11 protein-coding genes are annotated in these 14,233 nt (G+C 59.6%); 4 read left to right on the forward strand and 7 right to left on the reverse strand.

Annotated features, from left to right (window positions below):
* Positions 1–3 precede the first annotated feature (3 nt).
* Positions 4–426 carry a M23 family metallopeptidase gene (locus DXY29_RS09040; protein WP_115024698.1) on the reverse strand — a complete coding sequence of 141 codons (423 nt, stop codon included), beginning with the start codon at positions 424–426 and terminating at the stop codon, positions 4–6.
* Positions 427–598: 172 nt separating this feature from the next.
* On the opposite strand from DXY29_RS09040, the gene DXY29_RS09045 reads away from it, so the two are divergent.
* Positions 599–1,198, forward strand: coding sequence for an alpha/beta hydrolase (locus tag DXY29_RS09045; protein WP_115024699.1), 600 nt, complete (start codon positions 599–601; stop codon positions 1,196–1,198).
* 86 nt (positions 1,199–1,284) lie between these two features.
* Here the strand turns inward: DXY29_RS09045 and DXY29_RS09050 are convergent, their stop codons facing one another.
* Together DXY29_RS09050 and DXY29_RS13530 are read right to left on the reverse strand one after the other, a co-directional pair.
* A complete protein-coding gene (locus DXY29_RS09050; protein WP_244279361.1) occupies positions 1,285–1,857 on the reverse strand; it encodes a L,D-transpeptidase in 573 nt (190 codons plus the stop codon).
* Positions 1,799–1,996 (reverse strand): hypothetical protein, encoded by a 198-nt coding sequence (locus DXY29_RS13530; protein ID WP_170952166.1) that lies wholly within the window; start codon positions 1,994–1,996, stop codon positions 1,799–1,801. The genes DXY29_RS09050 and DXY29_RS13530 overlap by 59 nt, the downstream gene beginning before the upstream one ends.
* Between DXY29_RS13530 and purT the strand changes: the two genes are divergently transcribed.
* The gene (gene purT / locus DXY29_RS09055) at positions 1,995–3,173 is read left to right on the forward strand and encodes a formate-dependent phosphoribosylglycinamide formyltransferase (protein WP_115025023.1); all 1,179 of its coding nucleotides are present in this window, start codon (positions 1,995–1,997) and stop codon (positions 3,171–3,173) included. The genes DXY29_RS13530 and purT overlap by 2 nt on opposite strands.
* Here purT and DXY29_RS09060 read toward each other — a convergent pair.
* The 4 genes from DXY29_RS09060 to recN form a co-directional block, all read right to left on the reverse strand.
* The gene (locus tag DXY29_RS09060) at positions 3,159–5,282 is read right to left on the reverse strand and encodes an HAD family hydrolase (protein ID WP_115024701.1); all 2,124 of its coding nucleotides are present in this window, start codon (positions 5,280–5,282) and stop codon (positions 3,159–3,161) included. The two genes, purT and DXY29_RS09060, sit on opposite strands and share 15 nt — an antisense overlap.
* Positions 5,283–5,488: 206 nt before the next feature.
* The gene (locus DXY29_RS09065; RefSeq protein ID WP_115024702.1) at positions 5,489–6,985 is read right to left on the reverse strand and encodes an alpha/beta fold hydrolase; all 1,497 of its coding nucleotides are present in this window, start codon (positions 6,983–6,985) and stop codon (positions 5,489–5,491) included.
* On the reverse strand, positions 6,985–9,948 hold the full coding sequence (gene uvrA / locus DXY29_RS09070) for an excinuclease ABC subunit UvrA (protein WP_115024703.1): 2,964 nt from the start codon (positions 9,946–9,948) through the stop codon (positions 6,985–6,987). Before uvrA ends, DXY29_RS09065 begins: the two co-directional genes overlap by 1 nt.
* A 45-nt stretch (positions 9,949–9,993) precedes the next feature.
* On the reverse strand, positions 9,994–11,676 hold the full coding sequence (gene recN, locus DXY29_RS09075; protein WP_115024704.1) for a DNA repair protein RecN: 1,683 nt from the start codon (positions 11,674–11,676) through the stop codon (positions 9,994–9,996).
* Positions 11,677–11,753: 77 nt separating this feature from the next.
* On the opposite strand from recN, the gene DXY29_RS09080 reads away from it, so the two are divergent.
* Both DXY29_RS09080 and DXY29_RS09085 read left to right on the forward strand, forming a co-directional pair.
* Positions 11,754–13,613, forward strand: a complete 1,860-nt coding sequence (locus DXY29_RS09080; protein ID WP_115024705.1) for an AarF/ABC1/UbiB kinase family protein — start codon at positions 11,754–11,756, stop codon at positions 13,611–13,613.
* Positions 13,614–13,637: 24 nt separating this feature from the next.
* On the forward strand, positions 13,638–14,219 hold the full coding sequence (locus DXY29_RS09085) for an alpha/beta hydrolase (RefSeq protein WP_115024706.1): 582 nt from the start codon (positions 13,638–13,640) through the stop codon (positions 14,217–14,219).
* Positions 14,220–14,233 lie beyond the last annotated feature (14 nt).

The raw sequence follows: 14,233 nt of genomic DNA on the forward strand, positions 1-14,233 counted from the left end.
CCCTCAGCGGCTCGCTTCCACTGAACGCTGACGCCACTGAGGCGTCTGCTCCATCGATTTCAGCTGATCAGCACTGGGACTTTCAAGCGCGTCGAGGAAATGCAGCGGTTCCGCTTCAAAGTGAAGGTGAGGTCCGGTTGACCAGCGACCCGTATTCCCACAAAGACCAATGATCTGACCGCGGTCATAGGAACCTGCGGGGGCACCAGCATTGAGATGGCTGTAGCGGGTCTTAATCCCATCGCCCGCAAGATGGAACGTCCATCCGTGGGTGGATGTCCAGCGACTCCGACCAACACCATCATGTGCCGCGCGCACAGGACGACCAACACGGCAGGCGATATCCAACGCTGGGTGGTCTGGTTCGACGCCTTGGGTCACCACACCCGACATCGGTACAAGCAACGCGGCAAACAGACCCAGCAAACAATCAAAATGAGAATTGGAAGAGAACCTTAAGACACTGTCCCTTTCGTCAGAGAAAAGACAGGATTCTCATTTTTCCTTAACGCTCTCTTAAAAGGAAAAAAACCCTGTGCTTCCGGGCCACTCCGCCGGCGGTCTCGCGACGGTTCGAAGTGCAAATCAAACGCAGCTCATGCGCAGAGCACTTCTGTTCACTGGTGCCGGCCTGATGGTCGCCGCCGCTGGACTGCCTGGCTTCGCCGCCCCAAAACAAACCGCCCGGACCGTCACCAACGGTTTCGTTCGCTCCAACGTTCTGTTGCCCATCGGTGGCAAACAGCAGGTCTCCAATCCCGTTCCTCAGGATCTGAGCAATCTGTCCGGTTGGACCCGTGAAGAACTCGAAGTGGGTCTGGAGAAGCAGTACGACGTCGACGTTGCTGACGTCACTGAATTCCTCTATTCAGATGAGGGCGAGGCCTTCCTGAAAGCAAGCCTGAACGGCAACTATCACCCGTACTACAGCCAGCAAAACGATCTGCAGGCCGTACGCAGCGCCATCATTCTCGATGCTGAAGATGGCAAGCTCTCCAGCTACGGAATGATGGCCAAGCTGCCGACCGATCAGCGCCTGCAAGGTGCCATGAAGGTCTGCAATGCTGACGTGAAAGGTGATTTCCACAAGGACACCTCTCTGCTCAGCTGGTACATGAACACTCCGGCCTGCATCCAGGCCTACACCGCCAAGGCCCCTGAGCCCGCTCCAGCTGCTCCCGTTCAGGGACTCTGGTGATCTGACGGCATAACGACAAAAGACGTCGAACAAGCCCTGGGTAGTCCCAGGGCTTTTTTGATGCACTGGGCATCAAAAAAAGGGCATCAAGGCAAAACCACCACGGGAGTCCCCACCTCCACAAGCTCAAACACCCTGCGGATGTGTTCGTCATAAAGACGCACACATCCATGCGACACGGCCCGTCCGACAGTCCAACGATGGGGAGTGCCGTGCAAGCCGACGTGGGAGCAGCCTCGAACCTGCACCACTTTCTCGCCATCCCAACCACCGGGATTGGAGCAGTCCTGATGAAAGGCAATCCAGCGCGATCCCAGGGGGTTTCGACCTCCGGGGGGAACCAAAACACCGGTGCCTGGATGCCTCCAAACGGGATCCACCGTCTTGAAAAGCACCCGATGCTCCCCAACAGGGGTTTCCCAACCTTGCGTGCCAACAGCGGCAGGCACACGCAGACGAAGCTGGCCCTGCTCCAGCAGGATCAGCTGACGGCTTGAGCGATCCAACACAAGTTGCTTGTTGGAACGCGAGCGGACTGCAGCCGGCAGTAAAGCCAGCGCCTCTGCATCACTCAGCCAAGGAGCAACCGGTGGAATGGGATCAGCAGGCCTGGCTCTTGCCGCCCCGAGCTGAAGACATCCCCCAGCGAGAACCGCCAACAATGTCGCCCGAAGCACTGGACTCCATCAAGAACTCATCCTTGACGTAGCGGCACATCGAGCCCTGCACTCCCAGGCTGCGGAAAGTCTCAGGACTTGCGTTGATTGATGATGCGGCCAGCCATTCAAAGATCACCATGCCGTCGTTTCCTCGCACCGTGATGCTGCTGGGCAGTGGGGAACTGGGCAAAGAAGTGGCCATCGCTGCCCAGCGACTTGGCTGCAGGGTGATCGCCTGTGATCGCTATGCAGGTGCTCCAGCAATGCAAGTGGCTGACATGGCGGAAGTGCTGCCGATGACCGATGCCGATGCCTTGCTCGAAGTGGTCAGGCGCCACCAGCCCGACGTGGTGATCCCGGAGATCGAAGCGCTCGCAGTTCATGCGTTAGCGGAACTGGAACAGGAGGGAATCACCGTGATTCCAACGGCCCGTGCGACGGCCGTCACCATGAACCGAGACCGCATCCGCGACCTGGCAGCCGGCGAACTCGGTCTCCGCACGGCCCGATTCGCCTATGCCTCCAATGCTGAGGAACTCACAGAGGTAGCGAAACCTCTGGGCTGGCCCGTCGTGGTGAAACCGGTGATGAGTTCCTCGGGCAAAGGCCAAAGCGTGGTGAAAGGCCCTGAAGACTTGAAGCAAGCCTGGGATATCGCCATGGCCGGCGCCCGCGGCACCTCAGACCAAGTGATTGTTGAGGAATTTCTCAGCTTCGATCTGGAAATCACCCTGCTCACCATTCGCCAGCGCAACGGCGAAACCCTCTTCTGTGCACCGATCGGCCACGAACAGGAAGGAGGGGACTATCAGTGCAGCTGGCAGCCCGCCCAACTGACGGAACAGCAACTGAATCAGGCCCAGGCCATGGCCAGGACGGTGACCGACAACCTCGGCGGTGCAGGTCTCTTCGGTGTGGAATTTTTCCTCTGTGGTGATGAGGTGATCTTTTCGGAACTGTCTCCCCGCCCCCACGACACCGGCCTAGTCACATTGATCAGCCAAAACCTGAGCGAATTCGAACTGCACCTGCGTGCCGTTCTTGGCCTGCCGATCCCCACCATCACGGCAGCTGATGCCGCCGCCAGCCGAGTAATCCTGGCCCAAACGAATATGGACTCCGTCGCTTTTGAAGGGGTCGAAAAAGCGCTGACGGAAGCTGACACCCAATTGCTGCTGTTCGGCAAGCCCACGGCCCGCCCTGGTCGGCGGATGGGTGTGGCACTGGCAAGGGGAGGAGATCGGAAGGAAGCACAAGCCAAGGCCGACAGGGCAGCCGCCTGTATAACCGTGATCCCGGGATCAACGGCTGCCTGAAAACCGGTAGTGGGTTAAGCCATCCAGCACCGCTCCAACACTGGGGCGTTTCGACACATAAACCCGCTGCTGAGACCGTTGACCCAACAAACAAGGATCGTGATCCGCAGGCACAACCGTGGCGGGTAGACCATCCAGCAACTCTCCATCCCCCTGCTGACTGGCCACCACCAGAACCCGCTCCAGGGGGAGCCCCCAAGAGTGAGCCAGGAAGCGAATGGCCTCGCTGCGGGAGGCGCGCTGCGGCAGAACATCCAAGAACCAGTGGCAGCGGAGCTGGGGTTCAGCCTGCAAAGCATGGCGCCGCAAGCGCTGACGGGCCAACCCGATCAACCCACGGTTGGAGGCACGCAACAAGTAGCTGACCTTGAAACGACTTTGATGATCAAGGTCCTGAAGCTGAATGTGTTCCTGCAGGTGACCCATCGCTGCAAGAACAGCATCGCGATCCCAGGCCTCACTGATCCGCTGCGCCCAAACGGGGTCCGCTGCGCGATCCAAACCATGGTGGATCTCGGTTCCAGCCCGGCAGATCCAGGCCTTGGGATCGGGAAGGTGCAACTCGTGGTAGCGCTGACGTGCCTGAGCCAGGGAGCGACCCGTAAGGATGACCAACCCTGTCGAGGCGGAAAAGGGTTCGGCTTGAAGCCGATCGCGCAGATGTGCAAGGGAGCTTTCCTCCGGCAACTCCAAACTGCTGTCGAGATCCAGCGCCAGGAGCCTGGAGACAGGACTGGGCCGCCGCACCACCGACAACGCTCGAACAGGTGACGAACGAATCCTTTGCTGCATCAGGGCGAGGTATTGGCAGACATGGGCATCCCAACTGAAGTGGCGACTGATCGCCTCCACCCCGTTGTCACTCCAACGTCGCCAACGGGGTGCATCACTGCCGGCGAGTTCCAGGGCTTCCTGAAGTGCCCCAGGATCGGTGACGTCTGCCAAAAGACCGTTGTCGCAACGGTGTTGGATATCCCGTGGCCCCCCATCGTCGGTCGCCACCATCGGCAAACCACAGGCCGCGGCCTCCAGCAGGGTGAGTCCGAAGGGTTCCGTCAAAGCCGGGTTCACAAACAACCCGCCACGACGGGCAGCCCAGCGATACAGGGCGGGAATCTGGGCACGACTGTGTTGTTTGGGATAAGCCACCTGGCCATAGAGGTCAAAGCGATCCACCAAATCGAACACCTGCTGAAGCACATCGCGCTGCTGCTTCTCGAGCTGACGCGGGTCATCCCGACAGCCCAGCACAAGCACGAGGTTGTGACGCTGCCGCAGCACCGGTGACTGGCCGTAGGCCTCCACAAGCGCAGGAATGTTCTTGCGACGAACCGCACGGGAAATCGCGAGCAGGGGTGCGCGATCTGGCTCCCTCAGGAAAGGCTGCAACAGGCTTTCCAAAGCAGAGCATTCCTGCGACGAACCGTGGGGATGGAACCGTGTGGCATCGACCCCGGGGGGGACCACCTCCGCCTGAGCCGCCTGAAAGTGGCCGTAGCGCGAGTACTGCTGATCAGCTTCCTGACGGGTGCTGGTGATCACCAGATCGGCTTGCGCCAGAGCGCGCTCTTCGGCATCGATGCGACGGCTGATGGCATAGGTCTGCTCAATCTGAGAGCGATCAAGACCACCAGCCAGGAGGCGACGCTGTTTCTCCCGGCCGAGAGAGTGCCCGGTGAACACCAGCGGAATGCCCAGCCGCTGACTGACCAGAGCACCCACCAAGCCGGCATCGGCGTAGTGGGCATGAATCCAGTCCACCCTGTGGCCAGGCTGGCTCAGATGTTCCACCAGTTGATCAGCCAGCTCCTCGAGATGGGGCCAAAGGAGCTCCTTCCGCAGGTACCGCTTCGGTCCGAATGGGAAACGCAGGATGCGGGCACCCGGACAAATGACCTCCTCCCGTTTGCTGTAGTCGAGATCAAAACGACGGTCCTGAATCAACCGCGTCACCACATCAACCTGCTCAACCTCGGCCCGCTGCGCCAGGCTGCGCGCAAGCTCGAGGACATAGAGCGTCTGGCCACCGGTATCAGCATCCCGTCCGAGTTCGAGCTCATGGGAACGAAACAGACCGTGAAGATGCAGATGCAACAACCGGATCCCCATTCGCTCACCTCACAAACAACAACGGAACACAGATTCAGTGCCGTTGGTTTTTCTTTAGAGGCGGAAGAAGAGCTAAAAAATGAAAAAAACCTTAGAAGGCACGCAAATCAAACAGCTAAAAAAAGCCGACTCTCTTTCTCTCGCAGGTGATCTGAGCTCAAGAAACTGCACTCATGCCAACTGCTGTATGTAACAACCCGGCAATGTCAGAGGCGGTCGCTTACATCAACAAGACTTCCCTGCTCGTCACCCCAACCACCCGCAGAGAAGGTGACCGCGCCATCCACCTCAAGCTGCTCATTGATCCAGCCGAGGATGACCGGTCCAACCTGTGCGGGGGACGGCTCACCTTGAAAACTACGAAGGCTGAAGTGGTCGGCACCCTGCACCAACACCAAGCGGTGACCGAACTGCACGGCCTTGTTCTCACGCATCGGAGTGATGGCTTCCGGACCCGAAGGCACCACCCAATCGCGGGTACCACTGATCAGCAGCAACTTGGCCGGAAGGCTCTCCAAGCGACTGCCGTCAAACAACAAGTGCAAGGGCGGACTGACGGCCACAACAGCCTTGACCCTTGAATCGGCAACAGCGGCTTGGTTAACCCCCGACAGCCAACTGCATTGGAGCACCCAGCTGATGTTTCGCTCCGGATCCTTGAGGTCGTTGCAACGGGCTTTGAGTCTGTAATCAACAGGAACACCACCGGCCAACTGGAGCGTGGTGGTGGCTCCCCAAGAGTGACCCACCACCGCTACGGCATCGGTGTTCAAGTTGGCACCTGGCCGAAAACGCCCTGCACTGATGGCATCCAACAAAGCAGACACATCAAGGGGCCGAAGACGCAATTCTTCAGGCCCCGGTGGCGGCGCATCACCAGCGAGCATCGCCTTCTGCTGATTGAGATCGCTGCCGGGGTGGTCTGGAAGCAACACGGTGTAGCCATGGGCAGCCAACACCTCGCCCCAACCTTCAAAGGATTCCGGATCGTCCCAGAGCCCGTGGGAAATCATGACCAAGCGACCATTCCCAGGCGCTGCAGGCTGAAGCGTCAGAACCCGCAGAGGTTTCGGGCGGTGAGGCACGGGCACCTGAACAACCTCACGGGACCAACTGGGCCGCAGTGGTCCCCGCAGAGCAGCCGTCACGGATGCGGGCTCAACGGAACGGGCCAAAGCAACCCCCTCCTCAAGATTGGTTTTAAGCCGGTTGGCCACCTCAGCGAGGCGCGATAGATCGATCGATGCCTGTTCTCCCGGCAACTCCCGCAAAAAACCAAGGATGTTGGGTTGCCCCCGGCGTTCAGCACGAATCAGGGCCTCGGTCAGCATGCGCCCGCTCACATCCGGCTCAACTCCTTCAAGAGCCACCACCTGCGTCGCCGCATGGAGGGCCTGCTCCAGAAGCGGCTGACCGGTCGATCCCGCCAGCAACGCCTTGGTTTCCAAGGGCAGTGGCGTGAGGAACACCTGGCGCAACAGCGGCAACAACTTGCCACCACTGGCCAGTTCCAGATCCTGCAGATCCGGACTGGACTGGATCAATTGTTCAGCGGACTCGCCGTCATCGAAGTTGATCGTGATCTCCGTTTCCAGGAACGGCAGTCGCAACACCAGCCTCTCCAATGCTGAGGCGGGACCCCCTGCCAAGGCCAGCGAGATGCCGACACCCAGGGCCACCAGGTGTGTCCGAAGTCGAGCCATCAAGCCGCCAGGGGAACGGGAAGTTCAGGGGGATGCTGCTCCAAAACCCGGCTGAGGTAGCGCCCTGTGTGACTGGTGGAGTGCTGGGCAACCTCCTCTGGAGTCCCCGTCACCAGAATCTCGCCACCCTTGTCACCCCCTTCAGGGCCAAGATCGATAACCCAATCACTGCAACGGATCACATCGAGATTGTGCTCAATGCAGATGATTGAATTGCCCTTGTCCACCAACCGCTGCATCACATCCATCAGCTTGTGCACGTCATAAAAGCTGAGGCCGGTGGTGGGCTCATCAATCAAATAGAGGGTCTTGCCGGTGGCCCGCCGTGACAATTCCGTCGCCAGCTTCACCCGCTGGGCTTCACCCCCCGAAAGAGTTGGCGCCGGCTGGCCAAGTTTGACGTAGCCCAAGCCCACATCCACCAGCGTGCGCAACCGATCTGCAGCCTGAGGAATCGCATCGAACACCTCAGCGGCCTGCTCCACCGTCATCTGCAGCACATCAGCAATGGTGTAACCCTTGTATTTCACCTGCAGGGTTTCGCGGTTGAACCGAGCGCCCTTGCAGACATCGCACTGAACGTAGACGTCCGGCAGGAAGTTCATTTCAATCACATTCACGCCCTGACCGCGGCAGGCCTCACAACGGCCGCCCTTCACGTTGAAACTGAATTGCCCCACCTGGTAACCACGGGCCTTCGCCTCCACCGTGGCAGCGAACACCTGCCGGATCGGATCAAAAGCACCGGTATAGGTGGCCGGATTGGATCGGGGCGTCCGTCCAATCGGACTCTGATCGATCACGATCACCTTGTCGATCGACTTCAGACCCCGCAGCTCCCCAACACCCTGCGGGAAGGGGACTTTGAAACCCAGGCCGTTTTCCAGAGCCGGATGCAAAAGCTCATTCACCAGGGTGCTCTTGCCGCTGCCGCTTACACCGGTGACGGACACCAGCCGTCCCAGTGGAAACTCAACCGAAACGTTCTTGAGGTTGTTGCGATTGCAATCGATCAGCTTGAGGGAACGTGAACCGCTCTGGCGGCGTTCTGCTGGCGTTGGAATCGAACGGCGGCCGCTCAGATAGGCACCGGTGAGGGATTCGCTGCTCGCAACCAAGTCATCGAAACTTCCCTCGGCCACGATGTGGCCACCATGGACGCCCGCACCGGGACCGATATCCACCACGTGATCTGCAGCACGGATGGTGTCTTCATCGTGTTCCACAACCACCAGGGTGTTTCCAAGATCCCTGAGCCTCACCAGAGTGTTCAGGAGACGATCGTTGTCCCGCTGATGCAGGCCGATGCTCGGCTCATCAAGCACGTAAAGCACCCCTGTGAGACCAGCGCCGATCTGGGTGGCCAACCGAATGCGCTGGGCCTCACCGCCGGAGAGCGTCATCGCCGGACGATCCAAGCTGAGGTAATCCAGACCGACATCCAGCAGAAACTTCAAGCGCAGACGGATTTCCCTGAGCACCAGATCACCGATCTGAATCTGACGGGGACTCAACAAAGGCTCTGAACCCTCATAGGAACCAACGCCCATCAATTTTTCGATCCGTTCCAGGGTCTGACCGACGCTGACAGCCGTGAGTTCTGGAATCCGATAGGGACCGACCGTCACAGCCAGGGCTTCCGGTCGGAGCCGCTGTCCGGCACAGGCTTCGCAAGGTACGAGCTCGAGATACTTCTCCAACTTCTGCCGTTGAGCTTCACCGCTGGCATCGCGAAGCTGCCGCTCGAGAATCGGAAGAATGCCTTCGAAAGGGCGGGTGTATCCCCCTTTGCCCTTGCGATACCGGCTATCGGCCTGAATCAGAATCGGTTCACGGCTTCCGTTGAGCAGCACATCCCGCTGGTCATCCGTGAGCTCATTCCATGGGGTCTTGATCTCAAAGCCGAAGGCTTCACCAACCGAGAACAACAGTGAAAAGTAATAGCTGTTGTCTTTCTCTGCCCAAGGGGCAACGGCGGAATAAACGGGCTGACTGGGATCCGGAATCACCCGGTCCACTGTGAATTTGCGTAGATGCCCGATGCCATGGCAAGCCTCACAGGCGCCGTAAGGGCTGTTGAACGAAAACAGTCGCGGCGATAGTTCCTCCATCACAGCGCCGTGAACCGGGCAGGCGAAGTTCTCGGAGTAGAGCCGCTCCCGTTCAACGCCGTCGGGAAGCTCCTCACCTTTCTTGGGCACGACCTCCACAAGCGCCAAACCATCGCCACGTTTGAGAGCCGTGCGCAACGAATCTGTCAGCCGTTCCTGCACCCCCTCACGGGACACAAGGCGATCGACCACCACCTCGATGTTGTGGCTGTGGTTCTTGTCGAGTTCAATGTTGTCGGCCAGTTCGCGCACCTCACCGTTGATGCGCACCCGAGCAAAACCCTCAGCCGCCAGGCCACTGATCAGCTTGGTGTGGGTGCCCTTTTTGCCACGCACCACCGGCGCCAGCAATTGATACCGGGTTCCCTCCGGCAACAAAAGAATCTGATCGACCATCTCGTCGATGCTCTGCGGCTTAATCGAGCGACCGCATTTGGGGCAATGGGGTTCGCCAGCCCGGCCGAACAGCAAACGAAGGTAGTCCTGGATCTCCGTAACGGTGCCCACCGTGGAGCGCGGGTTGTGACTGGTGGATTTCTGATCAATGGAGATCGCGGGGGACAACCCTTCGATGGCATCCACATCGGGCTTGTCCACCTGGCCTAGGAACTGCCGGGCGTAAGCCGACAGACTTTCGACATAGCGGCGCTGCCCTTCCGCAAAGATCGTGTCGAACGCCAGCGAACTCTTGCCGCTGCCACTCACCCCGGTGAAGACCACCAGCTTGTTGCGGGGAATCGTGACGTCGACGTTCTTGAGGTTGTGCTGTCGAGCACCCCTCACCCGAATCACGTCGTCCTGAATCGCCAGCGGGTCAGCTGAATCAGTGATCTTGGCAGCAGCTCGCGCCATCAGGACCCGTTGGATGGCCCAAAAGCTTAGGAAGAACCGAAGCCTTCAAGCTGTTCGCTGGTCCAGCAGGCTGGCTGCATAGGCATCGGCCTGATCGCCACCAGCGAGATCAGCCAGCTCCTGGCGACGTTCCTGGGTGTCCCGCAGTCGGGACACTCGCGAATGGGTCACGCCATCCTCCACATGCTTACTGACCCGGAAATGATGATCAGCAACCGCTGCCACAAGCGGTTGGTGAGTGACGCAAAACACCTGACGCTGACGGGCCAGAGTCTGAAGGAGATTCGCCATCGCTCCACTGACGCGTCCACTGACGCCGGCATCAATCTCATCGAACAGCAGCGTGCTGGACCCATCCACAGCGGCAAGAGTGGTCTTGAGCGCCAGCAGAAAACGGGACATCTCACCCCCAGACGCCACCTCCGTCAACGGTGCCATCGGCTGGCCGGGATTGGCAGAAAACAGGAACTGCACAGCATCCGCGCCATGCTCAGCGGGATCACAGGGGGTGAGCTCCACCTTGAAACGCACGTTGGCCAGCCCCATGGGAGGCAACAAGTCCAGCAACGAGGCCTCCAGAGCCGCCGCCGCCTTGGAACGCTCGCGATGCAACGCCGCATTGGCCTGATCACGCGTCTGGCGTCGGTCGTTCTCGTCCTGGTGCAGGCGAGCGAGATCCGCCGCGAATCCCTCAGCACCCAGACGAAGAAACAGGTCATCTCGACGCTGAATCAAACCGGCCAGATCAAGGCCATAGCGGCGCTGCAGGCGTTTTAAAACCGACAGGCGGTCTTGGATCCGCTCGAGATGGTCTGGATCGCTCTCGAGTGCAAGACCGTACTGATCGAGGGAACGCAACAAAGCATCCACACCAGCCTCGAGATCCAGAGCCTGATCCCGCAGGGACTCAAGGGAACCATCCAGCTGGGCCATGGCCTGCAGCTCCTGGATGCACATCGCGAAATGATCCTGCAGAGAAGGCCCCTGATCCGCGCCATCGCGGAGACGCCCAAACAGCACGGACAACCCCTCCAGCAGCCTCACGCCATGAACAAGGCGGTCCTGATCCTGTTCAAGCCGCTCCTGTTCGTCGGGGTCTTCCAGATCGGCAGCCTGCAGCTGCTCCAGCTGCTCCTCCTGTTCAGCCCGCTCCTGTTCGGAACGCTTCTGCTCCTGCTCGAGGGCCATCAGAGCATCAGCAGCCAGGCGCCATTTGCTCCAGGCATCAGCCACTTGCTGTTTAGTCGCCGCCAACGGGGAGCCACCGAGACGGTCCAACCAAAGACGTTGTTGCCCAGCGCGTGACAACAACTGGGTCTGGCCTTGAACGGTGAGATCAATCAGCAGTGGTCTGAGCTCAAGCAACTGCTGACGGTTCACCGTGCTGCCGTTCAGACGGCAGCGACTGGAAAAGCGATCACCGTCTTGCCGTTTCCACTCACGGCTAATCAGGAGCTCCTCTTCAGGGTCAAACTCCGCCGCAACCAGCCACTGTTCAAGGGATGGGCTGAGTTGAAATGCAGCCTCAATCCTGGCTCGATCAACCCCAGCGCGAAGCAGACGAATACCACTGGCCCCCTGGGCTCCACCGAGAACCGCATCGAGGGCATCAAGAAGAATCGACTTCCCTGCTCCGGTCTCACCGGTGAGCACCGTGAAGCCCGAGCTGAACTCCAGTTCAAGACTCTCGATCAGAGCAATGTTCTGCAGCAGCAGACCGGTGAGCACGTCCAGCCCTGTGATGATGCCGACCGTAGCGGCAGCTCGGTTCGTTTAGAAGGGGTGTCGGACATCCCGATGAATTGATGGCGCAGGAGCTCGGGGATTTCATCGAAGCCGCGGGGTTGCTCGAGTACGACCCCGCCGCCATCACACGTATTTATGCCGGCCATCCCCAGCGGCTGATCCGACGGCTCTGGCAAACCCTGGTACCCATCGGCCTGTTGCTTCTGGGCGTCGCCTTCGACTGGATCTTCCAGTTACTGAAAGACGAGCAACGGGCCCGGGATCGAGCCCGCGAGTGCGCAGAACTGCTGGTGGATCTCGGCCCCGCCTTCATCAAAGCCGGCCAAGCTCTGTCCACACGACCGGACATCGTCCCGCCGCTGCTGCTGGAGGAATTGGCCCAGTTGCAAGACCAACTGCCTGGCTTCGACAGCGGCCTGGCCATGGCCTGCATCGAGGACGACCTGGGGGCACCGGTGGATGACATTTTCGAGCAGCTCGACCGGGATCCGATTTCCGCCGCCTCCCTGGGACAGGTGCACAAGGGAACCCTCAAGGGTGGCGCCAGGGTGGCGGTGAAGGTGCAACGCCCCGGCCTGCGCGAACAGATCACCCTGGATCTGTACATCGTGCGCAACATCGCAGCCTGGCTGAACAGCAACATCGGACTGATCCGCAGCGACCTCGTCGCCTTGATCGACGAACTGGGGCGACGGGTGTTCGAAGAAATGGACTATCTCAACGAGGCCTCGAACGCTGAGACCTTCGCTGAGCTGCATCAGCACAACCCTCGAATCGCTGTTCCGACGATCTACCGCAGCGCCACCAGTCGCCGCGTGCTGACGATGGAATGGATCGACGGCGTCAAACTCACCAATCTGGATGCCGTTCGGGAACTCGGTGTCGATCCAGACGACATGGTGGAGGTGGGCGTGAATTGCAGCCTTCAACAGTTGCTGGAGCATGGCTTCTTCCATGCCGACCCCCACCCCGGCAATCTCCTGGCCCTCGAAGACGGACGCCTCTGTTATCTCGACTTCGGGATGATGAGCGAGGTCAGCCGCGAGTCACGCACGGGCTTGATTCAAGCGGTTGTTCATCTGGTGAACCGGAACTTCGGGAAGCTCTCCAAAGACTTCGTCACCCTTGGTTTCCTGGCGGAAGACGTGAACCTGGAACCGATTGTTCCGGCCTTTGAGAAGGTCTTCAGCCAAGCTTTGGAAGCCGGCGTCAACCGCATGGATTTCAAAGCGGTCACTGATGACATGTCCGGTGTGATGTACAAATTCCCGTTCCGGGTACCGCCCTATTACGCCCTAATCATTCGGTCACTGGTCACCCTCGAGGGCATCGCTCTGAGTGTGGATCCGAACTTCAAGATTCTCGGTGCGGCGTATCCCTACTTCGCGCGTCGGCTGATGGAAGACCCAGATCCCCAATTACGTCAGAGCCTCAAGGAGATGCTGTTCGACGGAGATGCCTTCCGCTGGACCCGTCTGGAAAATCTTGTGTCTAGCGCTGCAAGTCAGGCCCAACTGGACCTGGAAGCGCTACTCGACCAACTGCTCGACTTCCTGTTCTCTCCCAAGGCGGGACTGCTTCGGGATCAATTGGTGACCGCCGCCGTGGAGAGACTGGACGCTCTGGGGTGGTCCACGATGCAGCGCCTGGGTAGACGTCTACCCAAACGACTGCAACCCTCCGCCATCGCCCAGACGCCTCCAGGGCTCTCGGATCCACTGATGCAACTGGAGCCAGTACGAGAATTGATTCAGGTGTTGCAGTCATTGCCGGGGTTCAAACCGGAACTTCTGCTGCGACGGATGCCCAGAGTTCTGAATGAGCCGGACACCCGCCGTATGGGATTCCAGGTGGCTCAAGGGCTGGCCGAACGAGGAGTTGTCCGCCTGGTGCGGGTCGCCGCTGGAGTTCCTGCCTAAGTTCCTGAGAACACCGTCAGCGTGATGCTTCTCAAGCCCTTCACCCGTTCGTCACTGCTGGCCGCGGCGGCAGGACTTGGAATCGGTTGGAGCAGCGTCATGCAACCTCTGCATGCCGCCACGGATGTAGCCCTTGTCAGTGGTGCCTTCCGCCGCTCGATTCCCGTCAAGGAATTTGAACACCTGGCCGAGACCGGTGAAGCCATCGGCCTGCTGGGCAATCTGCTTGAACTCTCCGGGCAGAACCCTCAGGAGGTATCGCGGATGCTCAATCAGAGCCTCGAACTTCCACTAGTGCTGACCAGCCGTTTAATCAATACACGGATTGGTGAAGCCATCCTGCGCCGTGCTTCACGCATCATCTACCCCATCTACACACCGGAACCCGAGGTGAGTGTTCCGGCGATCCGAGCAGGGGTGATCAGTGGATTGCAAAGCGAGGAAGGCCTCACCGCTGTGAGCTTTCTGAAGGGGTATCCCAATGCCGTTATGGCGGTGAACCTGCCAGCTTTGTTTGGGGTGATTGAGAAAGCGGAATCGATTGCCGGCCTGGTGCAGTTTTTCTCCGACTCCCCCTTGGACGGACTGAAGGACGCGCAACCCTGACCAATTCCTGAACG

It is taken from the genome of Synechococcus sp. UW69 (assembly GCF_900474185.1).
Classification (GTDB): Bacteria; Cyanobacteriota; Cyanobacteriia; order PCC-6307; family Cyanobiaceae; genus Parasynechococcus.